Source organism: Rhizobium sp. KNZ14-9A (assembly GCF_056755015.1).
In genome coordinates this window covers 912584-936102 of record NZ_JBPGXB010000004.1, presented here as the reverse complement: position 1 = coordinate 936102, position 23519 = coordinate 912584, and the positions used below count along the sequence as shown (strand labels likewise).

The 23519-nt window shown below is 60.2% G+C and carries 18 protein-coding genes and 2 pseudogenes; 9 read left to right on the top strand and 11 right to left on the bottom strand.

Features of this window, described 5'->3' with window-relative positions:
• Positions 1–182: 182 nt before the first annotated feature.
• Positions 183–992: an SH3 domain-containing protein gene (locus tag ACR9ZQ_RS34605; RefSeq protein WP_481430001.1), complete on the top strand. Its 810-nt coding sequence runs from the start codon at positions 183–185 to the stop codon at positions 990–992.
• A 543-nt stretch (positions 993–1535) separates the two neighbouring features.
• Here ACR9ZQ_RS34605 and ACR9ZQ_RS34600 read toward each other — a convergent pair.
• From ACR9ZQ_RS34600 to ACR9ZQ_RS34590, 3 genes and pseudogenes are all read right to left on the bottom strand, one after another.
• Positions 1536–1868, bottom strand: a complete 333-nt coding sequence (locus tag ACR9ZQ_RS34600; RefSeq protein ID WP_310389139.1) for a hypothetical protein — start codon at positions 1866–1868, stop codon at positions 1536–1538.
• A gap of 68 nt (positions 1869–1936) precedes the next feature.
• The gene (locus ACR9ZQ_RS34595; RefSeq protein ID WP_481430000.1) at positions 1937–2383 is read right to left on the bottom strand and encodes a pyridoxamine 5'-phosphate oxidase family protein; all 447 of its coding nucleotides are present in this window, start codon (positions 2381–2383) and stop codon (positions 1937–1939) included.
• Between the two features lie 724 nt (positions 2384–3107).
• Positions 3108–3203: pseudogene (locus tag ACR9ZQ_RS34590) on the bottom strand (carboxylesterase family protein); the annotation flags it as partial.
• A gap of 421 nt (positions 3204–3624) precedes the next feature.
• Between ACR9ZQ_RS34590 and ACR9ZQ_RS34585 the strand changes: the two are divergent.
• From ACR9ZQ_RS34585 to ACR9ZQ_RS34555, 7 genes are all read left to right on the top strand, one after another.
• Positions 3625–5151: an ABC transporter substrate-binding protein gene (locus ACR9ZQ_RS34585; RefSeq protein WP_481429999.1), complete on the top strand. Its 1527-nt coding sequence runs from the start codon at positions 3625–3627 to the stop codon at positions 5149–5151.
• Positions 5152–5229: 78 nt separating this feature from the next.
• Positions 5230–6171, top strand: coding sequence for an ABC transporter permease (locus ACR9ZQ_RS34580; protein WP_481429998.1), 942 nt, complete (start codon positions 5230–5232; stop codon positions 6169–6171).
• Positions 6171–7040 carry an ABC transporter permease gene (locus ACR9ZQ_RS34575; RefSeq protein WP_481429997.1) on the top strand — a complete coding sequence of 290 codons (870 nt, stop codon included), beginning with the start codon at positions 6171–6173 and terminating at the stop codon, positions 7038–7040. Before ACR9ZQ_RS34580 ends, ACR9ZQ_RS34575 begins: the two co-directional genes overlap by 1 nt.
• Entirely contained in the window at positions 7041–8249 is a 1209-nt protein-coding gene (locus ACR9ZQ_RS34570) for an amidohydrolase/deacetylase family metallohydrolase (protein ID WP_481429996.1), read from the top strand.
• A 36-nt stretch (positions 8250–8285) separates the two neighbouring features.
• Positions 8286–8804: a RidA family protein gene (locus ACR9ZQ_RS34565; protein ID WP_481429995.1), complete on the top strand. Its 519-nt coding sequence runs from the start codon at positions 8286–8288 to the stop codon at positions 8802–8804.
• A gap of 51 nt (positions 8805–8855) precedes the next feature.
• A complete protein-coding gene (locus ACR9ZQ_RS34560) occupies positions 8856–10052 on the top strand; it encodes an aminotransferase class V-fold PLP-dependent enzyme (protein ID WP_481429994.1) in 1197 nt (398 codons plus the stop codon).
• A gap of 36 nt (positions 10053–10088) precedes the next feature.
• A complete protein-coding gene (locus ACR9ZQ_RS34555; protein WP_481429993.1) occupies positions 10089–11924 on the top strand; it encodes an ABC transporter ATP-binding protein in 1836 nt (611 codons plus the stop codon).
• A 59-nt stretch (positions 11925–11983) separates the two neighbouring features.
• On the opposite strand, the gene ACR9ZQ_RS34550 is transcribed toward ACR9ZQ_RS34555, so the two are convergent.
• Positions 11984–12181: a hypothetical protein gene (locus ACR9ZQ_RS34550; RefSeq protein WP_310389122.1), complete on the bottom strand. Its 198-nt coding sequence runs from the start codon at positions 12179–12181 to the stop codon at positions 11984–11986.
• 256 nt (positions 12182–12437) lie between these two features.
• Here ACR9ZQ_RS34550 and ACR9ZQ_RS34545 point away from each other — a divergent pair, with 256 nt between their 5' ends.
• The gene (locus ACR9ZQ_RS34545; RefSeq protein ID WP_481429992.1) at positions 12438–13613 is read left to right on the top strand and encodes an adenylate/guanylate cyclase domain-containing protein; all 1176 of its coding nucleotides are present in this window, start codon (positions 12438–12440) and stop codon (positions 13611–13613) included.
• A gap of 251 nt (positions 13614–13864) precedes the next feature.
• On the opposite strand, the gene atzF is transcribed toward ACR9ZQ_RS34545, so the two are convergent.
• From atzF to ACR9ZQ_RS34510, 7 genes and pseudogenes are all read right to left on the bottom strand, one after another.
• Positions 13865–15670, bottom strand: coding sequence for an allophanate hydrolase (atzF, locus tag ACR9ZQ_RS34540; RefSeq protein ID WP_481429991.1), 1806 nt, complete (start codon positions 15668–15670; stop codon positions 13865–13867).
• Between the two features lie 3 nt (positions 15671–15673).
• On the bottom strand, positions 15674–19213 hold the full coding sequence (gene uca, locus ACR9ZQ_RS34535) for an urea carboxylase (protein ID WP_481429990.1): 3540 nt from the start codon (positions 19211–19213) through the stop codon (positions 15674–15676).
• 1 nt (position 19214) lies between these two features.
• On the bottom strand, positions 19215–19865 hold the full coding sequence (locus ACR9ZQ_RS34530) for an urea amidolyase associated protein UAAP2 (RefSeq protein ID WP_481429989.1): 651 nt from the start codon (positions 19863–19865) through the stop codon (positions 19215–19217).
• Between the two features lie 10 nt (positions 19866–19875).
• Positions 19876–20696: pseudogene (locus ACR9ZQ_RS34525) on the bottom strand (urea amidolyase associated protein UAAP1).
• Positions 20693–21517 (bottom strand): ABC transporter ATP-binding protein, encoded by an 825-nt coding sequence (locus ACR9ZQ_RS34520; RefSeq protein WP_310389112.1) that lies wholly within the window; start codon positions 21515–21517, stop codon positions 20693–20695. Before ACR9ZQ_RS34520 ends, ACR9ZQ_RS34525 begins: the two are co-directional and overlap by 4 nt.
• Entirely contained in the window at positions 21514–22332 is an 819-nt protein-coding gene (locus tag ACR9ZQ_RS34515; protein ID WP_310389110.1) for an ABC transporter permease, read from the bottom strand. The genes ACR9ZQ_RS34520 and ACR9ZQ_RS34515 overlap by 4 nt, the downstream gene beginning before the upstream one ends.
• Before the next feature lie 57 nt (positions 22333–22389).
• Positions 22390–23463: a putative urea ABC transporter substrate-binding protein gene (locus ACR9ZQ_RS34510; protein WP_310389108.1), complete on the bottom strand. Its 1074-nt coding sequence runs from the start codon at positions 23461–23463 to the stop codon at positions 22390–22392.
• Between the last annotated feature and the right edge of the window lie 56 nt (positions 23464–23519).

Below are 23519 nucleotides of genomic sequence, written 5' to 3'. Positions count from 1 at the left end.
AAGCAGCAATCTCATGCCACGTTCAAGCTGCGTTCATCGGCGCGGCGCTATAAATCATTACGAGACAAAATGGATGAACGACACCTCCTAAACGGCTGTCTCCGCTTAACTATTTTATAGCGGCGGAAGCCGTCCAGCGAAGCTCATGGTGACGGCAGAACCGCGCCGATAGGGAGTTGAATGTGAGAAATGCCCTTCTTAAGATTGCGGCAACTGGCCTGCTTTTGCTGGCGCCCGCGATAGCTGAAGCCGCCGAAGGCTATTCCACGGCGAACGTCAACATGCGCGCCGGTCCAAGCACCAGCTATCCCGCAGTCGCCGTGATCCCGGTCGGCGAATCTGTCGAAATCCACGGCTGTCTTGCAGATGTTCCGTGGTGTGACGTCGAATTCTACGGCGGCCGCGGCTGGGTCGCTGGTCGCTATGTTCAGGCCGTCTATCAAAGTCGCCGCGTCTATGTCGGCCCGGAATACTATCGACCGCTTGGAATTCCGACGGTGGTCTTCAGCGTTGGCAACTATTGGGACCGCTACTACCGTAACCGTGATTTCTACCGCGACCGAGACCGCTGGCGTCGCGGCCCGGACTTTTACCGCCCGCCGCCGCCCCGCGACTTCGACAGGCGTCCTGATTTCGATCGACGCCAGGACGCTGACCGGCGCCCCGATTTCGACCGCAGGCCCGACTTTGACAGGGCCCCGGATGCCAATCGCGACCAGAGACGTCAACCTGATTTCAATCGCGATCGCGATAACCGAAGGCTGGACGCCACTGGTGACCAGAACCGGCGCCCGCAATTCGATCGCCAGCCGGATTTCCGCCGCGACGGTAATGATGGTGGCAACCGTGACCGACGTGATTTTCAGCGTCGGGGCAACGACGACGGCGATAACCGCAACATGCGCCGGGGAGGCGATAACCGCGGGCCGGATAACGACCGTAGGAGACCACGTGGCGCCTGCGATCCAGGGGATCCGAATTGCAACAACTGATTTATAGGGGCGGCATTTTTGCCGTCCCCTTTCTTTTGCGGGAGCCTACGGTGACGAACTACGTCGCGCTCCCGCAATTGCTCACGTAGTCGGTAAGGCCCCCGTCTCGCGGTCAACAAATGACGCCACGGGGCTCAGGTCGCTTTTGTTTGGTTAGGAGTGAGACATTCTCGGCACGAAAAGCTCAAGGAATTGTATTGCGTCGACCTAAGATGGTGGGAAGCGCTGGGATTTGACGTCTGGTGATCTTGAGCGCCTTATAAGGCGGACTGCATCGCCTATCGAACAGCTCGCTTCCCTCCAGCCGTCCTCAGGCAGCATCTGCTCGGTAATGTTCCACTGAGTTTGCGATGAATAGGAATAATGAGTTTAGCCTAGGGTGTACTTCGATGGGGCTCATGGAGGTCGACCAAAGGTGTCGCTCCCCACCGATCCGCAGTGAAGTGCACTAATGCTGGAAGCGTCCTTATAAAAAATGAAATCGGGCGGCCAACTGCTGACGTTCTTCATCAAACCTGAGTTTTAATTCCCCCAAAATTATCGTTACCTTTCCTCTTTCAGTTTTAGGCATGCATGTTTTATGTCCTCAAGACCATCCGCTTGGACTTGAGCATCTCTCAACAAATCTTCCGCGTAGTTTTGCGCATCGACTATGTCTCGGAAATGAAGCCCCAGATTTCGGCCGGCAATCTCGACGCCGCGCAGTATATCTGCGGTCAAGTCTGCCGTTTCCTGTCCGTCGTGGAGACTAAGCAACCTTATCGAGCAACTCAAAGCGATGAGCTCGAGAACAAGAAGACGAGCTTCAATCTCTCCACTTGTTGGTGCAGTGGCAATACTGTGGTCGCCAGAATTTTGGCCTTCAATTTTTGGCATGGCAGAAATCCTTTGGTCAGACGAGAAAGCGGCTCTTTGCTTTCTTCACTTCGCGAAATTTCCCTCGGTTAGCTTGCCGTGGCGCGGCCGCTTACATCGACTATATCGAGCGCAAAGAAAATGTGCGTCTTTGCAACTGCATCTGTCCATCTGGATGGCGGCTTCAAAGCGCCTGGCTCCCACCAATCGAGACGTCGCGCGAGCAGAGACCAAGCCTGATGCTTCTCTTCGCGACTTTCGTCGCCTTCAAGATCAATATATCTCGCGTCGATAATTACACTTTTCCAAGAGTGCTTGCTTTTGAGCTGGTCAATTTGGACGCAAACATTTGGGTTCTGTCTCATGATCTCCAACTTTTTGCCGGGCAAAGTGAAGATATACAGCCTGTCATCGACACATGCATATTGAACAGGCACAACATAGGGGATGTCGGCGTGAGCGCATGCCAACCTTGCAAGCCGTTGTCTTTTAACGACGGCAATACACTCCTTGTATGGCATTTCCCGAATGTTCATAATTGCCGTACCTTGTTATATGGATCTTCGATCGGGTAACGATAGGCCCGCCGGCTCCATGGATTTCGGCGGTTCGAGTGTCCGCCTGAAGCGATATCGGTGACGCGGTAATCAAGACTGATTGACGTGATGACGTCGGATCCTGAAGTCGGCGACAACTGCCTGATTGCCCTTTCCTACTCAGGGCTCAGGACCTCACTGCCTTGGAGCTGCAGATCCACCTGCCCTATCCAGAGCTTCGTCAACCATCTCTTTTGCATATTTCGAAGCAGCGGCGATATCAGCGCCAGGCAATTTCGCCCGCGCACATTTTCGTTCGATAGTGCGCTGAAGTGCCTTTATGAGCGCGGCTTGGCCGTTGGCATCACGACGCCTCAATAGCCTCGTTAGGGAAACAGTCGCCATCACCCGGAGAACGAAGGCACGGCCCTCAAATTCCCCCAAAGACGGTATCGCGCTGCCTTGCGGGCCACCGATACTGTCGCGCTTTGCTCTCAGCATAGTATCGCTCCTGAAGAGGGATGCGTTCATCCAAACTGTTAGGATGATCTTCAATTCGATTAGTGCATTGAGGCAAATCAAGGATCATTGTAAAAATGCCGAGTTGGCACCGGCCGTTCGGATCCGATCAGGTTGGACTTCCTTTGAAGACGGCCGCATGTAGTATCCAGACGTCATCGGACTTAACGATGATTTGGGCGTCCCGTCCAATGGGCACACGTCATCGCAGATTACCGACGGGCGGTGCGGCATAAGGAATGCCCTTGAAGCTGACGATGCCGTGCGACGTGCTTCCCTCGAGTTGACCAGAATCCATGGTTGCGCGGGCAAGTAGGTGTGGTTGAGCCCGAACTTTAAAGTGAGCGGTTCCTCTGGGGGCTGATCAACAAAGTGTCGCGTCGGACAAAAGCCGCTGCTGCCGCCGAACATATCAGCGAAGTCGCCCGGGCGCGAGGGATGTAACAGCCGCCGCTCATTCTAGCGCAAGACCCACCGCGTTCTGGGTATTAAAATTGCATCATTGTACTCAAAAAAGGCCGAGATTGCTCCAATCAACAGGGGCATCGTGCGCGTAAGGTCGCACCGGGTGGAAGAACAAATCGTGTTTTGTACCATCCGTCCGCGCACCTATTCATTTCAACAATGGAGCCACTTTCCCGATTGACAGGACCACTTCCGTCGTTATTCTATTATAAAAACCGATATAACATAATTGTGGAACATTAAACCGGGAGTATGAAATGAAGACACTTGTCGCATTCCTTCTCGGCACTGCGCTGGTCGCCTTGCCGACAACTTTGCTGGCTCAGGAAAAGGGTGGCGTTATCAACGTCGCGACGATCGGCGAGCCGCCGACGCTTGACCCTATGTCCTCGACTGCCGACCTCGTCGGCATCGTCACGCAGCACATCTTCGAAACGCTCTACACCTTCGACAAGAAGTGGAATGTCACGCCGCTTCTGGCTGAAAGCCCGCCGGAAATCAGCGCCGACGGTAAGACCTATACGATCAAGCTGCGCACCGGCATCAAGTTCCACGATAATTCCGACATGACGTCTGAAGACGTCGTCGCCTCGCTGAACCGTTGGACGAAGATCGCCTCGCGCGGCAAGCAGGTCGCAGGCTTCATCGACTCCATCACCGCCGCCGATCCGGCGACCGTCAAGATCGCGCTGAAGCAGCCTTATGCGCCATTGACCTCGCTGCTCGCCTTCAACAACTCGGCCGCCATCATCATCCCCGCTGAAAAGCAGGATGAACCGATGAAGGAATTCATCGGTACCGGCCCCTATATGCTAAAGGAGCGCAAGGCGGACCAGTATATCCAGCTCGTCCGCTTCGATGGCTACAAGTCGCGCGATGGCGAGAGCGACGGTTACGGCGGCGCGCGCCACCAGTATCTCGACGAAATCCGCTTCGTGCCGGTTCCGGATGCAAACACCCGTGTCGAGGCGGCCGTTTCCGGCCAGTATGATTATGTAGACTCGATCCCGGTCGAATCCTTCGACAAACTGAAGGCATCAAGCGCGTCGCAGCCGGTTATCCTGAAGCCATTCGGCTATCCGGTCTTCGTCTTCAACACGAAGGAAGGCCTTGCCAAGAATGTCGAAGTCCGCAAGGCAATCCGTCAGGCGCTCAGCATGGAAGACATGCTCGCCGCCGCTTTCGGCAGCACGGATTTCTATACGCTCGACGGCGACATCTATCCTAAGCCCTACGTCTGGAATACCAATGCAGGTGTCGAGGGCAATTACAATGTCGCCGATCCAGAAGGCGCCGCCGAAGCGGCCAAGAAGGCCGGCTACAATGGCGAGCCGATCCGCATTCTGACCAGCCGCCAGTACGAATTCCATTACAAGATGGCGCAGGTTGCCGCCGAATACCTGAAGACAGCGGGCTTTGCCGTCGACCTGCAGGTCGTCGACTGGGCAACGCTGACACAGCGCCGCACCGATCCGAAGCTCTGGGATATCTACATCACCCACAGCCCCTTCCTGCCAGAACCGGCACTGATCGGGTCACTGTCTCCGAGCTCACCCGGTTGGTGGGATACGCCGGCGCGCAAGACCGTCGTCGATGCTTTCACTTCCGAGGTCGATCCGCAGAAGCGCGTGGCACTTTGGGCAGATGTCCAGAAGGCCATGTATGACGAATTGCCTTACATGAAGATCGGTGATTTCAACGCCGTGTCGGCGAAATCGACCAAGCTCGAAGGCGTCGACCCGGCTCCGTGGCCGTACTTCTGGAACGCATCGGTCAAGAAGTAACGCACCGTCGCGGGATACCGGTGCGCCTGCGCCGGTATCCTTCTTCCATTGTGCCCACCCGGCACCGGGACAGACTTCATGATACGTTACATTTTCCAGCGCCTGCTCGGCATGATCGTGGTGATGTTTCTCGTCGTCACCATCGTCTTTGTCAGCGTGCGCGTTACCCCCGGCGATCCGGCTGCCGTCATGCTCGGCCCCGATGCGACGCCGCAGGACATCGCCGATCTGCGGGCCAGCCTTGGCCTCGATAGGTCGATCGGAGTGCAATATCTCTATTATATCGGCCAGTTGCTGAAGGGCGATCTCGGACAGTCGATCTTCCTCAATATGCCTGTTACCTCGGCGCTGCTCGATCGTGCTGAACCGACCTTCTTCCTGACGATCTTTTCGCTTGTTATCGCCAGCCTCATTGCGCTGCCGATCGGCATTTATGCCGCCTATCGCCGAGGTTCCTTCGTCGACCAGGCGGCAACCACGCTTGCAATGTTTGCCGCCAGCATTCCGAGCTTCTGGCTCGGCCTCATCCTGATGCAGGTCTTCGCCGTCCGCTTCGGACTGTTTCCTGTCTCAGGATACGGCGGGCCGGGCTCGACATTCCTCGACCGCATGTATCACCTGACGCTGCCTGCATTTGCGCTGGGCATCGTCTCCTCGGCGCTCATTCTGCGCTTCACGCGCGCCTCGATGCTCGACGTTCTCGGAGACGATTATATCCGCACGGCCCGCGCCAAGGGGCTGATCGAACGCAGGGTGATCCTCAAGCACGCCCTGAAGAATGCGCTGATTCCGATCCTGACCGTTCTCGGCCTCACCGCCGCCGTGCTGATATCCGGTGCGGTTGTGACCGAGACCGTCTTCGGTCTTCCGGGTGTCGGCAATCTCGTCGTCTCGGCGGTGCTGCGTCGCGACTATCCTGTTATCCAGGGGGCGCTTCTGGTGATCGCCGCACTCTACGTCCTGATCAATTTTGCGATCGACATGCTCTACCTGCTCGTCGATCCGAGGGTGCGCTACTGATGACGGATATCGCGATCAAGCCGGCCGAAAGTGAAGGCCGCAAGTTCCTCCGCCAGTTCATGAAGCGCAAGACAGTCGCCGTTGGCTTGCTCATTCTCACAATTTTCGTGCTGCTGGCGATCCTGGCGCCATGGGTTGCACCCTATTCGCCGTCGAAGCTCTCGATCATCAACCGTCTGAAGCCACCGAGCGGGACATATTTCTTCGGCACGGACGAGTTCGGCCGGGATGTGCTGTCGCGCACCATCTTCGCCGGCCGCCTGTCGCTGCTCGTCGGCGTCGCGGTCGTCGCACTTTCGGCGGCGATCGGGGTCACGCTCGGACTGCTTGCGGGCTTCTTCAAGAAACTCGACACACCAATCGCTCGCCTGATTGATGCGATGATGGCCTTCCCGGATATCCTGCTGGCGATTGCGCTTGTCGCGGCTCTCGGCCCGTCGCTGACGACTGTCATCATTGCGCTGTCGATCGTCTATGCACCGCGTCTAGCCCGCATTGTCCGCGCCTCGACGCTTGTTATCCGCGAGTTGCCTTATGTCGAGGCCGCACAAGCGCTGGGGATCTCGACCTTCCATATCATGACGCGCCATGTGCTGAGGAACCTGCTCTCGCCGATCATGGTGCAGGCGACTTTCCTCTTTGCCAGCGCCATGCTCGCCGAGGCCGGCCTTTCTTTCCTCGGCCTCGGCGTCAGCCCGGAAATCCCGACCTGGGGCACGATGATTGCCGCTGGCCGGCAATATATCGGTCAGGCCGACTGGATGACGCTGTTTCCGGGCGTCGCCATCATTCTCTCCGTGCTTTCGCTCCAGATGGTCGGTGACGGTCTGCGCGACATGCTCGATCCCAAACTTCGAAAGGACCTTTAAATGACCGGTGAAAAAGTGGGCAAGCCGCTCCTCCTCACCAACGTAAAGCCTGTTGGCTTCGGTGCCGGCACGCCTGATGGGGCAATCGACATTCTGGTCGATGCCGATGGCAAGATTGCCAAGCTTGGCCCGTCCCTGGCTGTGGCCGATGACGTGGCGCGCCTCGACGGCAAGGGTGCCTTCGTCTCGCCCGGCTGGGTCGACCTGCACGTGCATATCTGGCATGGTGGCACCGACATCTCCATCCGCCCGTCCGAATGCGGCGTTGAGCGTGGCGTGACGACGCTGGTTGATGCCGGTTCTGCTGGTGAGGCCAATTTCCACGGTTTCCGCGAATATATCATCGAGCCGTCGAAGGAACGCATCAAGGCTTTCCTCAATCTCGGTTCCATCGGCCTGGTTGCCTGCAATCGTGTTGCGGAACTGCGCGACATCAGGGATATCGACCTCGACCGCATCCTCGAATGCTACGCTGAAAACAGCGAGCACATCGTCGGCATCAAGGTGCGCGCCAGCCACGTGATCACCGGTTCCTGGGGTGTCACCCCGGTCAAGCTCGGCAAGAAGATTGCCAAGATCCTCAAGGTGCCGATGATGGTGCATGTCGGCGAACCGCCGGCGCTCTATGATGAAGTGCTGGAAATCCTCGGCCCCGGCGATGTCGTCACCCACTGCTTCAACGGCAAGGCCGGTTCGAGCATCATGGAGGACGAAGACCTTTTCAATCTCGCTGAGCGCTGCGCGTCTGAAGGCATCCGCCTCGACATCGGCCATGGCGGTGCCTCCTTCTCCTTCAAGGTGGCGGAAGCGGCAATCGCCCGTGGCCTGTTGCCATATTCGATCTCGACCGACCTGCATGGTCATTCGATGAACTTCCCGGTCTGGGATCTGGCAACGACCATGTCGAAGCTCTTGTCGGTCGGCATGCCCTTCGACAAGGTGATCCATGCTGTGACCCATGCGCCGGCATCCGTCATCAAGCTGTCGATGGAAAACCGTCTGAGTGTTGGTGCTGCCGCCGAGTTCACGATCTTCGATCTCGTCGATTCCGACCTCGAAGCCACCGATTCCAATGGCGACGTCTCGGTGCTGAAGAAGCTCTTCGAGCCGCGATATGCGGTGCTGGGCAACGAGGCATTCACCTCCAGCCGCTACGTGCCGCGTGCCCGCAAGCTGGTGCGCCACAGCCACGGTTATTCCTACCGGTAAGACCAGAACACAAGACATAGCATCACAGGAGTTTGCGTGAACCAGTCTTCCGCCACCGCCGGCCCGCCCGTTACCGCAGGTCAGCCCAGCACGTCGCCCTACGAGCGGCTAGTAGCGCTTGGCATCAAGCTTCCGACCCCACCGCCGCCGATCGCTAATTTCGTCACCCATGTGCAGGAGGGCAACATGCTTTACCTGTCGGGGCAGGGGCCCCGCGAGCCGGACGGCTTCATGCATGTCGGCAAGGTCGGCGCCGAGGTCGGCGTCGAAGCGGCCTACGCGCATGCAAAGCTCACCGGCATCAATCTGCTTTCCGTCATGCATGAGGCGCTTGGCGACCTTTCGCGTGTCAAGCGTGTCGTCAAGCTGCTCGGCATGGTCAATGCCGTACCGCATTTCGTCGATCATCCCTCGGTCATCAACGGCTGTTCGGATCTCTTCATCGACGTCTTCGGCGACGAGGTCGGACAGCATGCCCGCTCTGCTGTCGGCTTCGGATCGCTGCCAGGAAACATCACCGTCGAAATCGAGGCCATCGTCGCGCTCAGGGATTAATGAGGATGCGCATGATTGCTCCTGCCCAACAGATTGAAATTGGAGACACCCATGTCTGAGGACATCCGCATATCGATCGGCCTTCGCCCGGTCATCAACGTTTCCGGTACCATGACCAGCCTCGGCGCCTCGATCGTCGTTCCCGAGGCCATCGCCGCTATGTCGTCGATCCTGCCGCAGTTCGTTGAGATCAACGATTTGCAGCGCAAGGCAAGCGGGGTTATCGCCCGGCTGACCGGCGGTGAGGCGGGTTTCGTGACCGCCTCCTGCTCGGCGGGCATTTCGCTCGCCGTCGCTGGCGCGATTACCGGCAACAACCTGCTCGCCATCGAAAAGCTGCCGGATGTGGTGCCTGACAAGAATGAAGTTCTCGTCCAGATGGGCCATATCGTCAGCTACGGCGCACCAGTTGATCAGGCGATCCGGCTTGCCGGCGGCAAGGTTGTGATGGTCGGACAGGCAACATCCACCCATCGCTTCCATATGGAGAACGCGATTACCGAGAAGACGGCCGCCGCCGTCTATGTCGTTTCGCATCATGTCGTCGACTATGGCTTGCTGAACCTCAAGGAATTCGTCGAGATTGCCCATGCCAAGGGCGTCCCCGTTATCGTCGATGCAGCCTCGGAATATGATCTGCGGATATTCCTGGAGCAGGGGGCCGATGTGGCGCTCTATTCCGGCCACAAGTTCCTGGGCGGCCCGACCTCGGGCATCGTCGCCGGCAAGAAGGAGCTGGTGCGCAACGCCTTCCTGCAGAATATGGGCATCGGCCGTGGCATGAAGGTCGGCAAGGAAAGCATTTTCGGCGTCATGGCGGCGCTCGAAGCCTGGGAGACGCGTGACCACGCAGATATCCGCGAGCGTGAGACTGGTTATCTCAGCCTCTGGAAACAGACGCTCGACGGTCGCCCCGGCGTGACCGCACTGATCGAGCCGGACCCGACCAACAACCCGCTCGATCGCATGCGCGTGATCATCGATACCGATGAGGCCCATATCACCGCCTGGGACCTCGCCGATGCGCTCGGCCGCGGCTCACCGCCGATCATCGTGCGCGATCACGAAGTCGAGCATCGCTACTTCTACCTCGACCCCTGCAATCTGCACCCGGGCCAGGAGAAGATCGTCGCCAGCCGCCTGGCCGAGGAGCTCGACAAGGCGCGCGCCTCCAACGAGATCATTGCAACACCGATCGAAAACCGCAGCAAGCGACGTTTCGAAGGTGCGCTGAAGTGGCCGGATTGATCCGAGAAACAAGGCGCGAATTCTAAGGAAGCGATCATGACAGGCATCCAGGCACAATCCATCGCAACGGCGGAGCCGGTTCTCTCCGTCCAGAACCTGACGACATCGTTTCTGGTCGATGGCGCCTGGAAGCCGGTCGTTCGCAATGTCTCCTTCGATGTCGCACCGGGAGAGACGGTCGCGATCGTTGGCGAGAGCGGCTCCGGCAAGAGCGTGACTTCGCTATCGATCATGCGCCTTCTGCAGGCGGATTCGAGCCGCATCGAAGGCAAGATCATACTCGGCGGGCGCGACCTTCTGGCCCTGCCGGAAGGCGAGATGCGCAAGGTTCGCGGCAATGATGTCGCGATGATTTTCCAGGAACCGATGACGAGCCTCAATCCGCTCTTCACGATCGGCGACCAGATTTCAGAGGCGTTGTTGTGCCACCGGCCGATGTCGAAGACCGAAGCCCGCGCCGAGACGATCCGCTTGCTCGAAAAGGTGCGCATTCCTTCGGCTGTCTCGCGCTTTAACGAATATCCCCACCGCTTCTCCGGCGGCATGCGCCAGCGTGTGATGATCGCCATGGCGCTTGCCTCACGGCCGAAGCTCCTGATCGCCGACGAACCGACGACGGCACTCGACGTGACGATCCAGGGCCAAATCCTCGATCTGATCAAGATGTTGCAGGAAGAGGAGGGTACGTCGGTTCTGTTCATCACTCATGATATGGGCGTGGTTGCCGAGATCGCCGATCGTACCGTCGTCATGTATCGCGGCGAGCAGGTGGAAACGGGAGCGACACCCGATATCTTCCATCGTGGCAAACATCCCTACACCCGTGCCTTGCTGTCGGCTGTACCGGTGCTCGGTTCCATGCAAAATTACCGGCGGCCGTTACGCTTCCCCGTCGTCAATACGGCGACGGGAGAATCAGACATTCCGGTCGAAACGGCTGATACGGTCGTCGCAACATCTCGCCCGGTTCTAGAGGTGAAGAACCTCACCAAGCGCTTCGACATTCATTCCGGGCTCTTCGGCAAGCTGACTGGTCGCGTCCACGCGGTCGAGAACGTTTCCTTCGATCTCCATGCCGGCGAGACGCTGTCGCTCGTCGGCGAGTCTGGCTGCGGCAAGTCGACGACCGGGCGCGCAATCATGCGGCTGATCGAGGCGCAGAGCGGTTCTGTCATTGCCGATGGCAAGGATGTGCTGGCGCTCGGCAAGGCGGGCATGCGCGAGATGCGCAAGACCGTGCAGATGATCTTCCAGGATCCCTTTGCCAGCCTCAATCCCCGCATCCGTGTCGGCGACGCCATTGCCGAGCCTTATCTCGAGCACAGAATGGGGACGGCAAAGCAGGCGAGGGAACGCGTCGCAGACCTCCTCACCAAGGTCGGCCTGACGCCCGACATGGCCTCGCGCTTCCCGCATGAGTTCTCCGGCGGGCAACGCCAGCGTATTTGTATTGCGCGTGCGCTTGCATTGGAGCCGAAGGTCATCGTGGCGGATGAAAGCGTTTCGGCGCTCGATGTGTCGATCAAGGCGCAGGTCATCAACCTGATGCTGGACTTGCAGCAGAGCCTCAATCTCGCATTTCTGTTCATTTCTCACGACATGGCCGTCGTCGAGCGCGTCAGCCACCGCGTCGCGGTCATGTATCTCGGTGAAATCGTCGAAATCGGGCCGCGCGCTGCCGTCTTCGGCGACCCACAGCACGACTATACCAAGAAGCTGATGGCAGCCGTCCCGGTTCCCGATCCTGATCGCCCTCGCGAAAAGCGGTCAGTCGCGAATGACGAGATCAAGAGCCCGATCCGGCCCGTCGATTACAAGATCAAGCCGCTCGGGTACCGTGAGGTATCGCCGGGGCATCTGGTGGCAAACTGAGCGCAGTTCGGGGGCGACAATTTCAGCCGCCACGACGCTTAACGCCGCGTCAGGGAATCTTAGTGGGTGATATCGTCGGCTCGAAGCTGGTCGATCGCGTCAAGGGCTTCGTCTGCCGTCCAACCGGCGCGCAATGCCGCGGCAACGAGCCGGACCTCAGCCTCCATTTCGAGCCTTAGGTAAAGTCCCTCCAGGGCCTCTTTGGCCGTAACCACGTGATCGTCATGCGGCACAACATCAGCAGTCCGTAAGGTCATAGACACGTTCCTTTCCTTCCTCGAAGTGGGGTTGTGCTTCTTGTTAGCGCGATAACAGGCTTTCTTGCGTCCCAGGGAGGATTTACGCAGCAGCGCCGATTTTGTTCCACACATTTTGCTTCAATCGGCGCGCGCATGAAGATTTTTTGCGGCGATGATACCCGACGCCCGGGAATGACACGACCGATGGACCATTGATAAAATTGCGGTAGAACGGCAGACCTCCAAAAAAATCCGGAGGCCGAAGGACGTGACCATGCCCCGCTTGCAGGAACTGATAGACTGGATCATCGCCGAAGGACTATCGACAGATACCATTGAGACCATTTTGCAGGGCGTCGCGGAACGACTGACGGATCTTGGATATCCAATCCTTCGTGCGTCGATAGCGATGCCGTCGATCGATCCCCTGCAGCGGGGATTTTCGCTTGCGTGGTATCGTTCTTCCGGCTTCTCGACGGAAGTTCAAGGGCATGACGAAGCGGGTCAGGAATTGTTCCGGCGCTCTCCCATCTCCTTCCTCCTGGAGAATAATCTGCAATATGCCCGTTGGCGATTGCCGCCAGGACCGGATGCTCCGGCGATTCCACTGCTGACTGAATTGACGGAGCTCGGAGCCACCGATTATCTGATGAAGCTCGTTTCATTCCCCGGCGATACCGCGCTGGCGGGCGTCAGCTTCTCGATCGCCGTTGATGACCCCGATGGCTTTTCGGACAGGCTGATTGCCGATCTGGAGAGGTTGGTCCCGGCGCTGTCACTCGCCTGCTGCCGCATCGCTACCACGCGGGTTGCGAGCGATGTGCTGGCTGTCTATACGGGCACACGGACCAGTGGACGTATTCTGAGCGGTCATATCAAGCGCGGGGACGGTACCGCGGTCTATGCCGCGATCCTTCTTGCCGATCTCAAGAAGTTCACTTCGCTCAATGAAAAGCATCAGCCTGAACGCATCGTTGCCTGGCTCAACGAGCATTTCGAAGCGATCGGCGCTCCGGTCGAGCAGGAGGGCGGTGAGATCCTGAAGTTCATGGGCGACAGTCTGCTCGCCATCTTCCCTGCCGATGTCGATAACCCTGCCGAGGCATGCGGCCGCGCCCTGGCGGCTGCACGAGCTGCCATGGACGCCAATGACGATGTCAATCGCAGGCGAGCGGAAGCCGGAGAACCGGGGCTTCTTGTCGATATCGTCCTTCACGTCGGCGAAGTGTTCTATGGAAATGTCGGTGCGGCTCGCCGCCTCGACTTCACCGCCATTGGCAGAGCGGTCAACGAGGCAGCACGCATGGAAAAGCTGGCCGACGAGATCGGCCACAGCCTGCTGGCATCCGCCGATTTCGTTTCGCAGGCGCCAGGCCGTTTCGAGAAAGCGGGCATTTTTCCGCTCAAAGGTGTCGCTCGTCCAGCCGCGATTTACGCCTGGCTGGATTGAAGCGACTGTCGCCAGCGGCGCCGTTATCGGCGCCGTGGGAGTTACCGGGCCGTCGCTGCGGCTCTCACTCAAAGTCATAGAAAAGTTTGTACCAGCCGCTGCTCGATACGGTGGCCATCATTTCGACCCGTCTCGGCCATGGAGCGGGCTGCGGACAAAGATGACAGGTCGACCTCGTAGCGCGCCCGCACGCGCCAGGAGTCCATTCATCAGCAGCCGGACTATGAATTTCACTGTCGTACCCCTCCGGTTCAGGCGGCCGATTTGCTGCGCATATAGTTCCGCCAGCCGCCGAGAGCAGTGATCTCCTCGGCCCCCTTCACAGCATGGGCTTCGCAGAGGAAGCACGACACGCTCGAACCGTCCTCCAGCGTGACCTTGCCGATACCAAGCGGGGCAGGGATCTTGGCAACGAAACGGCCGAAGCCCTCTGGGGGCAAGGCCCAGACCTCAATCTCTAGTCCGAGACCGTCCTGTCCCGGTTCGCGCACGAGGCCGGGCTTCTGCGGGGTCGTATTCGGCAGCACGAAGAGGCGATAATCACCTGCTGTGCGGCAGGCCTTTACCAACGTGCCACCCAATGTGGTCAGTTCGTGATTGAGCGGCATGCCCGTCAGATGCGCACCGACCACGGCGATGGCGATGGTATCGTCTGTCAATGAGGCGACACGGCTCTGCTCGGGGATGACCGCAGCGCGATCGACGCCCATGCCGGCGGCGGCAGCGCGGTGCAGCGCATCGGCAAGGGGAGCCAGCGCATCGTCGGTGAAGGCTGGCGAAATCAGCGTCACACCGCCCGGCAGGCCATTGGCGCCGAAGCCGGCGGGAACGGCAATCGCGGCGCAATCGAGCAGGTTGACGAAGTTCGTGTAGCGGCCAAGCCGGCCGTTGAGCACGATCGGATCGGCCTGCATGTCGGCAACCTTGTAGGTCGTCGGTGCCGTCGGCAGCAGCAGGACATCCGCCTTCGCCCATTCGACTTCCGTCTTACGGCGCAGCTCTTCGAGCTTGTAGCGGCCATTAAAAGCTTCGACGGCCGTCTTGCCTTTGGCGCCTTCGATGATCTTGCGAACCGTGGGATCGAAATCGGCGGCGTTGCTCGCCAGGAAATCTTCGACGGCTGCCAGGCGCTCGGCAACCCATGGGCCGTCATAGAGGAGAGAAGCTGCCTCACGGAAGGGCGCATAATCGAAGGGAACGATCGTCGCGCCGAGCACCTTGGCCCGCTCGATTGCCTGATCGTAGAGCGCTTCGACATCGGTATCGCCGAAGAATTCCCGCTCTGCGCCGTCGAGAACGCCGACGCGCAGGCTGGCAATCGGAAGGGAAGCCGGCTTGGCGCGCCTGGAGAACGGGTCGGCGGCATCGAAGCCCTCGGCAATCTTGCGGATTGCGACGCCGTCGCCGACAGTCGCGGCAAAGATGGTTATGCAGTCGACGCTCTTGCAGGCTGGCACGGCGCCGGTATTCGACAGCAGGCCCGGAGTGGGCTTGATGCCGACGAGATTGTTGAAAGCGGCCGGCACGCGGCCTGAACCGGCCGTATCCGTGCCGAGCGCGAAGGTGGCGAGGCCGGATGCCACCGTCACTGCAGAACCGGAGCTCGAACCGCCTGAAATATAGTCGGCATCGAAGACCGATCGTGGCGCTCCATGGGGTGAGCGCGTGCCATTGAGGCCGGTCGCAAACTGGTCGAGATTGGTCTTGCCGATTACGATCGCACCTGCCGCCCGCAGTCGTGCAACGACAGTTGCGTCCTTCTTGGGACTATAGGCGAAAGCCGGGCAGGCGGCGGTGGTCGGTAGCCCCGCCACGTCGATATTGTCCTTCACCGCGAAGGGAATACCCCAGAGCGGCAGGCTGTTCGGCTCGGGCGCACGTTCCATCAGAGCTCGTGCTTCAGCCCGCAATGTATCATCAGGCGCCGGTGTGATGAAAATTGCCGGATCCTTCGAGGCGGCACGACGCGTAATGACGGTCTCGATGACATCGAGCGGACTTTGGCCTGCCTCATAGGCTGCGCGAAGGCTTGTCAGATCAAGAATGGTCGGCAGCATGGTTCAGCATTCCTCCAGAACAACAATGATATCGCCCGCTTTGACGTTTCGTCCGGGGCCGGCGCGCAGGTCGCGAACACGGCCCGGCGCATGTGCGGTGACGTTGATTTCCATTTTCATGGATTCGATGATGGCAAGCGTGTCACCGGCCGCGACCGGTGCGCCCGGCTCGACCAGAAGTTTCCAGATATTGCCGGGTACGGCGCTGGCAACGCCGAAGCAGCCTTCGGGAATATCTCCGTCAGGGCTTTCACCAGTGCCTTCGTCGGTGACGAAGCTGTCGAGGCCCGCCTCCTTCCAGCGCTGGCGCTCGGAATCGAAAGCCGCCTGCTGGCTCGCCTTGAAGGTCCCGATCGAGGCGGCATTCGCCTGCAATTCCTTCTCGTATGCTGCGTAGGAGAATTCCGTCTCCTCGATTCTCACAGGATAACCGCCATGGAGGAAGGCGCTACGCGCCTCCGTCAGCTCCTGGTGGGTGACAGGAAAGAAGCGGATCTGATCGAAGAAGTTTAAAAGCCAGGGCTTGCCCTTGGCAAAGACCGGTGTCTGCCGCCAGGTGTTCCACACCTGGATGGTGCGGCCGAAAAGCTGGTATCCGCCGGGGCCCTCCATGCCGTAGATGCACATATAGGCGCCGCCAATGCCGACGGCATTTTCCGGCGTCCAGGTGCGGGCCGGATTGTACTTCGTCGTCACCAGCCGATGGCGTGGATCGACCGGGGTGGCGACCGGCGCGCCGAGATAAACGTCGCCGAGGCCGAGCACGAGATAGCTCGCATCGAAGACGACGTCGCGCACCGCCTGTTCGTCCGCCAGCCCGTTGATGCGGCGAATGAATTCGATATTGGACGGGCACCAAGGCGCGTTCGGCCGCACGAGTTCCTGATATTTGCGCATCGCAAGTTCCGCATCCGGATCGTTCCAGGAAAGCGGCAGATGCACGATGCGGCTTGGCACCTTGACGTCCTGGGCTGCCGGCAGGCTCGCCTCGATCTCGGCCAGCAGGCCGAGCAGACGTTTACGGGTCAATGCCGTACCGTCATATTGGATCTGCAGCGAGCGGATGCCGGGCGTGAGATCGATGATCCCGGGCAGGCGGGCCTGCGATACGGCCTGCATCAAGAGATGTACCCTGAGCCGCAGGGCGATATCGAGCGTCATCGGTCCATATTCGACCAGCAGATTGTCATCACCCTGGCGGCGGTAGACGACAGAGACAGGTCCGCCGTCGCTCTTGCCAATAACAGGCGAGCCTGTGTCTTCTTTCGCCCGATGCACGACCGGCCCGGCAATCGGGTCCTCAGACCGCGTGACGGGATGGAAGCGGATGCGATCGCCCGGCTTGAACTGGCCCATCTTCCATTGCTCGTCGCGAGCGATCACCGCTGGGCAGACGAAGCCGCCGAGGCTTGGCCCGTCCGGTCCGAGGATGATCGGCATGTCGCCGGTGAAATCGATCGCGCCGATCGCATAGGCATTGTCATGCAGGTTGGAGGGATGAAGGCCGGCTTCGCCGCCATCGCTGCGCGCCCATTTCGGCGCGGGACCGATGAGGCGTACGCCGGTGCGCGCGCTGTTGAAATGCACCTCGTAACTCGTCGAAAACAGCGTCTCGATATCGCCATCCTGAAAGAAATCAGGTGCGCCATGCGGACCGTAGAGAACGCCGACCTCCCATTCGCGCGTCAATTCCGCTGGTTCGATTGGTGGCTTTGGCGGTTCGGCGGCGGCCTGACGGGCAAGATGCAGCACATGGCCGGTCTTCAGCGTGCCGGTGGCGTTGCCGCCGAACTGGCCGAGCCCGAACGTGGCGCGGGAGCCCAGCACGACGGGAGCGGAAAAACCGCCCGCCACGGCGAGGTAAGCTCGCTGCCCTGGCCCATCGATGCTGCCGATCGAGAGGATCTGGCCAGCGCGGATTGTTGCGGCTTCGTCATGCGGCAGTTTCACACCATCGGCGCTCATCGCCATCCTGGCGCCGGCAAGCGCAACCACAGTGTCGGTATGGAATTTCAGCACCGGACCGGACACTGTCAGCTCCAGTGCCGCGACCATATCGCCATTGCCGACGAGACGGTTGGCATGCCGGAATGAGCGCTCGTCCATCGGACCGCTCGGCGGCACGCCGACATGCCAGAGGCCGAGCCTGCCCGGCAATTCCTGAATGCTCGACTGCGCGCCCGGGGCGATCACCTCGATAACGTCAGGCACGAAGGAAAAGGCGCGCAGCGCTGTCGTCGCCACCTTGCCGCTGGCAAGAAGCTCGGAGCTGGCGATGGCGCGAAGATAATCGAGATTGGTCTCGATGCCGGATATCGATGTTCCGGAGAGTGCTGCCCTCAGCTTCTCGATTGCCGCTGGGCGATCCTCGGCGGAAACGATCAGCTTGGCGAGCATCGGATCGTAGAAAGGCGTCACCTCTGTGCCGGTCTCGATCCAGCCGTCGAGGCGGACATCTTCGGGGAAGACGACCTCCGTCAGCAAGCCGGCGCTCGGGCGGAAATCGGCGTGCGGCATCTCGGCATAGACGCGCACTTCGATCGCGGCTCCCTTCGGCTGCAGAGCCTCCGCACCGGCAAGCGTATCCTCGCCCGCGGCCTGGCGGATCATCCATTCGACGAGGTCGATGCCGAACACGGCTTCCGTAACGGGATGTTCGACCTGCAGGCGTGTGTTCACCTCGAGGAAGTAGAATTCCTCGCGCACGGGATCATAGATGAATTCGACGGTACCGGCGGATTCGTAGGAGACAGCCGAACCGAGATCGACGGCTGCCTTGTGCAGGCGGGCGCGGGTTACGGCCGAAAGACCGGGGGCGGGGGTTTCCTCCACCACCTTCTGGTTTCGCCGCTGCAGCGAGCAGTCGCGCTCGCCGAGCGCGATGACCTTGCCTTTGCCATTGCCGAAGATCTGCACCTCGACATGCCGTGCCTCCGCCACGAAACGCTCGATATAGACGCGCGCATCGCCAAAGCTTGCCCGCGCGGTGCGTTGCACGCTTTCGAAGGATGCCTTCAGGCTTTCGGGATCAGCGCAGAGCTGCATACCGATGCCGCCGCCGCCGGCCGTACTTTTCAGCATCACCGGATAGCCGATCGTTTCTGCCGCCGAGAGCGCTTCATCGGCGCTCGAGAGCAGGCCGGTGCCGGGCAGGAGTGGAACGCCGCTCGCCTTGGCGAGTTCGCGCGCCGTATGCTTCAGGCCGAACGCGGAGAGGTGTTCGGGCCGCGGGCCGATGAAGGCGATGCCTTCGGCGGCGAGCCGCTCGGCAAAACCGATATTTTCCGAGAGAAACCCATAGCCGGGATGCACTGCTTCCGCCCCCGTCGCCTTGCAGGCGGCGATGACGGCATCGACATTGAGATAGCTTTCGCTCGCCGGTGCCGGCCCAAGCCGGATTGCTTCATCGGCCACCATTGCGGGTTTGGCGAAGCGGTCGGCATCGGAATAGACGGAGACCGACGCAATGCCCATGCGCCTCAGGGTCTTGATGACCCGGATGGCGATTTCGCCTCGGTTGGCGATCAGGACTTTCTTGAACATGTCAGTCCTCGCCATCCCAGATCAGCACCCGGATCGGCGTTGGGTCGAAGCCGTTGCAGGGGTTGTTGATCTGCGGGCAGTTGGAGATGACGCAGAGCACGTCCATCTCGGCGATGAGTTCTACATAGTCACCCGGAGCGGAAATGCCGTCGACGATCGTCATCTCGCCATTCGGCTTGATCGGCACGTTCATGAAGAAGTTGATATTCGGGACGATATCGCGCTTGCCCATGCCGTGCTTGCTGACTTCAAGCACGAAATTGTCGCGGCAGGCGTGAAGATATTTTGTGCCATGGCCGAAGCGCACGGTGTTGCTCTCGCAGGAGCAAGCGCCGGCCGAGGTGTCATGGCGGCCGCAGCTGTCGGCCGTCATGGTCAGCATGACATTGCCTTCGTTCGACACAATTTTCGTACCGATGCCGATATAGGCGGCACCCTGCATGCGCATCGTATCCTGATTGGAATAGCGCTCGGAGACATCATCGGCACGATAGAAGAGCGTGTCGATCGCCTGCTGGCCGTAGCTGTCCTCGATGCGGATCGTCTGGCCCTTGCGCACGATGCCGGACCACGGTGCTTCGGCCGCGATGAAATGATCCTCGATGGCGGTTTCCGGGCTGCGGGCAGGGGAGGTCTGGATGAAATCGGACACCGGTCTCTCCTCAGGCCTGCATCAGGATGTTGTTTTCGAAACCACGCACGGCTTCGGCAGTTGCCGTGCGGCAAAGATCATCCGCAGCCGGAGCCGCCACCTTGTAGCGGGTGATGACAACAGGCTTCGGTTGGTAGGTCGGATCCGGATCGAGGGGATGCGGGCAATTGGAAAAGCCGACCAGCATGTCCATTTCGGAACGCAACTCGACGTAATCGCCGCTGTTGGAGCGTTTGCCCTGCCAGCCAAAGCCACCGGCCTCGGCAAGGCGCACTGGCGCGAAGAGATTGAGGATGCCTGGAATATCGCGACGGTCGAGGCCGAGCTTGACCGCAGCGAGGACGAGGTTGTCGCGGGTGTTTCGGGTCTTCTGGCCGGCATATTTCGCTGCGTTCGAGGCGGCCGTCGAGCCACCCATCAGGCAGTCGTGAGCGCCGGAACTGTCCTCGATCATCGAGAACATGACGCGGCCCATGTCGGAGAAGATCACGCGCCCCTTGCCGAGCGCCGTCGTCCACTGGACCTTGGCGGTATCGACGAGATTGATCCGCTCGCTCGTATCATCGGCATTCCAGGCGACGAGCGCCACGGTGGAATTGCCTTCGGCCTGATCGACGCGGATCGCCTCGCCACGCAAAAGCTTCGTCGACCAGTACCAACCACCGGGGATGGTCTCCTGGTGGATGACGGTGTTCGCATCGATGGCCGGCGCCGGCAGCGGGCTTGGGCCGGGCAGGGCCTTGGGGGCGAATTCCAGGCCCTTCTTCTGATGCTCCTCGTAGCGCGCACGATTGGCGGCGATCTCCTCGGGGAGCGTCTTACATGCATCATTGCATCTCTCCTGACGGTGCCAGGTCGTCCCGGCTGTGCCCCGGGGAAGCGACCGGGCCGTCCCGGTCGGGGCTGAAGATCGTTGACTGGCCGGCAAGGCGCGGCGGCCAGATGGAAATGTCCTTTGTAATGGTGGCGCCGTAACGCTCCTTCTCTTCCGGCCGGTCGCGACGGCGTTCGAAGGCGACGACGCGGCTGGCGAGTGTGAAGGCCTCGCGCATGTCGTGGGTAACCATGACGACGGTCATCTGCGTTTCGTGCCAGAGCCGCTTCATCAGCGTGTGAATTTCGGCGCGGATGCCGGGATCGAGCGCGCCGAAGGGCTCGTCGAGCAACAGTACCTTCGGCTTCATGATGAGTGCCTGGGCGAGCGCAAGGCGCTGCTGCATGCCGCCGGAAAGCTGGGCCGGATATTTCCCCTCCGAACCGGCAAGCCCGACCTCGGCGATCAACTGGCGCGCTTCCGCGATGACGTTGCGACGTGCCGCGCCAAAGAGCTTGGCCTTGTAGCGCGCGGCGGACAACTCCTTGCCGAGCAGCACATTGCCGAGCACCGTCAGATGCGGAAAGACGGAATAGCGCTGGAAGACGACACCGCGATCCGGTCCCGGCTCCTGTGGCAGCGGCACGCCGTCGAGCAGGATCTTACCCTTCGTCGGCCGTTCCTGGCCAAGCAGCATGCGCAGGAAGGTGCTTTTACCGCAGCCGGAGGGGCCGACGAGGGCGACGAAGGCCCGCGAGGCAACGGTCAGCGATACATCCTCGAGCACGATTTGGTCGCCATATTCCTTCCAGACCCTTTCGATCCTGAGTTCGCTCATGCCTGCTTCTCCAGTTCTGACCAAGGGAAGACGGCAATGCGCAGACGGTCGAGCAAAGTGTTCATCACCACGGCGAGCAGGGTGATCCAGACCACATAGGGAAAGATGATATCCATCGAGAGATAACGGCGGACGAGGAAGATGCGGTAGCCGAGGCCGGAATCCGAGGAGATCGCCTCGGCCGCAATCAGGAACAGCCAGGCCGGGCCGAGCTGCAGCCTGAGGCAGGTAATCAGCCGCGGCAGGATCTGCGGCAGCACGACGCGCAGGCCGATCTGCCAGGAGGAGCCGCCAAGCGTCTCGGCCTTGACGATCTGTTCGCGAGGCAGTTCCAGCGCCTTCAGTGCCAGGTCGCGGATCATCGTCGGAGCGACACCAATGACGATGAGGGCGATCTTCGAAGTCTCTCCGAGACCCATAACGATGAAGAGGATTGGCAGAAGCGCCAACGGCGGAACCATGGAGATCACGGCGACAAAGGGGGAAAGCAACGCCCTCAGATAGGGCAGCATGCCGATCAACATGCCAATTGCGAGCGCAATTGCCGTCGAGATGCCGAGGCCGGAGAGCAGGCGGATCAGGCTCGCGCCCGTGTCCGACCAGAGCAGAAATTCGCCGGTACGCTGGTCGGCGACGAAGGCCAGACGGTTGATCGCATCGGCAAAGCCGGCAAGGCTTGGCAGAAGCTTGTCATTGGCATTTTCCGCCAGTCGTGCGGCCGAGCCAAAGGCATAGGCGACAACGAGCAGCACGAAGGGTAGCAGCATCAAGGCAAATTGCGTGCCCCGGCTCGGCCTCGTGTTGATCCAACGCATGGGAACTGCTCCGCTGGTGAAGGGAAGGGGCGCGGCTAAGCCGCGCCGCCATTGCGATCAGAGCGAACCGTCGGCGGCTGCCTTCATGTAGGTCTCGGTGAAGCGCAGCTTCACATTGCCCGTGTCGCCCAGTACCTTGCCATCGGGCATTTCAATGCCGATGACGTCAGCGGACGGCGCGCCATTGCCGAGCAACCCCTTCTCGAAAAGGAAGGTGCGCACCAGATCCATGGTCTTCGGCAGGCCGGGCGAGGCGGTGAAGGCAACGGCATCGGCCGGCTTGTCGAAGAGCTTGGTGGCGGCCAGCTGAGCTTCGAAGCCGGCGAGATCGGTGCCCGAAGCGGAGCCCATGGCCTGGCGGGCCGCCTTGCCTTCGGCAGTATCGGCTCGCAGTAGGGCAGCCGTCTCGTACCAGATGCCGGCGAGTGCCTTGCCGAAATTCGGATTGTCCTTGAGCACGCCGCTATTGGCGACCATCAGGTCGATGATTTCGCCTGGCACCTGCGAGCTGTCAAAAACCTTCTTGGCTGTGGGATCTTCGAGGATGGTCGAGACCAGCGGGTTCCAGGTGACAACGGCGGAGACATCGGCGGTCTTGTAGGCCGCGACCATGTCGGCATCAGACGTGTTGACTACCTTTACGTCGCGCTCCGTCAGCTTGATGCTTTCGAGCGCTCGGGCGAGCAGATAGTGCGAGACGGAGAATTCGACGAGATTGACGTTCTGGCCCTTGATATCGGCAAGGCTCGCCTTGTCCTTCAGGATGACGGCGTCATTGCCATTCGAGAAGTCGCCGACGATGACGGCGGTCGTATCGACGCCGCCGGCGGCCGGGATCGACAGGCCGTCCATGTTGGTCAGCGTCACGGCATCGAAGGCGCCGGCCGTATACTGGTTCATCGACTCCACGTAGTCGTTGAACTGGGTGACATCGATCTTGATGTCGTATTTGTCGGCCCATTTCTTGACGATGCCGTGGTCAGCCGCATAGCCCCAGGGCATCCAGCCGACATAGATCGACCAGGCGACCTTGAATTCGGTCTTCTGCTCGGCCCTGGCGATGGAGCCAAAGCCCAGCGCCAGCGAGGCGGAAAGAGCGGTAATGGAAAGGATCTTCGAAAAAGTCTGCATTGAAATTCCCCTTTTGCTTTTCTTCAAAAGGGATCGGCAATGACCATCGTGCCGCC

Bases quoted from the DNA above. Each gene is read 5' to 3' on its own strand.
- ACR9ZQ_RS34580 (WP_481429998.1), top strand. From the start codon at position 5,230: ATGATACGTTACATTTTCCAGCGCCTGCTCGGCATGATCGTGGTGATG.
- ACR9ZQ_RS34595 (WP_481430000.1), bottom strand. From the start codon at position 2,383: ATGAACATTCGGGAAATGCCATACAAGGAGTGTATTGCCGTCGTTAAA.
- ACR9ZQ_RS34600 (WP_310389139.1), bottom strand. From the start codon at position 1,868: ATGCCAAAAATTGAAGGCCAAAATTCTGGCGACCACAGTATTGCCACT.
- ACR9ZQ_RS34550 (WP_310389122.1), bottom strand. From the start codon at position 12,181: ATGACCTTACGGACTGCTGATGTTGTGCCGCATGACGATCACGTGGTT.
- ACR9ZQ_RS34515 (WP_310389110.1), bottom strand. From the start codon at position 22,332: ATGCGTTGGATCAACACGAGGCCGAGCCGGGGCACGCAATTTGCCTTG.
- ACR9ZQ_RS34570 (WP_481429996.1), top strand. From the start codon at position 7,041: ATGACCGGTGAAAAAGTGGGCAAGCCGCTCCTCCTCACCAACGTAAAG.
- ACR9ZQ_RS34520 (WP_310389112.1), bottom strand. From the start codon at position 21,517: ATGAGCGAACTCAGGATCGAAAGGGTCTGGAAGGAATATGGCGACCAA.
- ACR9ZQ_RS34560 (WP_481429994.1), top strand. From the start codon at position 8,856: ATGTCTGAGGACATCCGCATATCGATCGGCCTTCGCCCGGTCATCAAC.
- ACR9ZQ_RS34575 (WP_481429997.1), top strand. From the start codon at position 6,171: ATGACGGATATCGCGATCAAGCCGGCCGAAAGTGAAGGCCGCAAGTTC.
- ACR9ZQ_RS34585 (WP_481429999.1), top strand. From the start codon at position 3,625: ATGAAGACACTTGTCGCATTCCTTCTCGGCACTGCGCTGGTCGCCTTG.
- ACR9ZQ_RS34510 (WP_310389108.1), bottom strand. From the start codon at position 23,463: ATGCAGACTTTTTCGAAGATCCTTTCCATTACCGCTCTTTCCGCCTCG.
- ACR9ZQ_RS34545 (WP_481429992.1), top strand. From the start codon at position 12,438: ATGCCCCGCTTGCAGGAACTGATAGACTGGATCATCGCCGAAGGACTA.
- atzF (WP_481429991.1), bottom strand. From the start codon at position 15,670: ATGCTGCCGACCATTCTTGATCTGACAAGCCTTCGCGCAGCCTATGAG.
- ACR9ZQ_RS34555 (WP_481429993.1), top strand. From the start codon at position 10,089: ATGACAGGCATCCAGGCACAATCCATCGCAACGGCGGAGCCGGTTCTC.
- uca (WP_481429990.1), bottom strand. From the start codon at position 19,213: ATGTTCAAGAAAGTCCTGATCGCCAACCGAGGCGAAATCGCCATCCGG.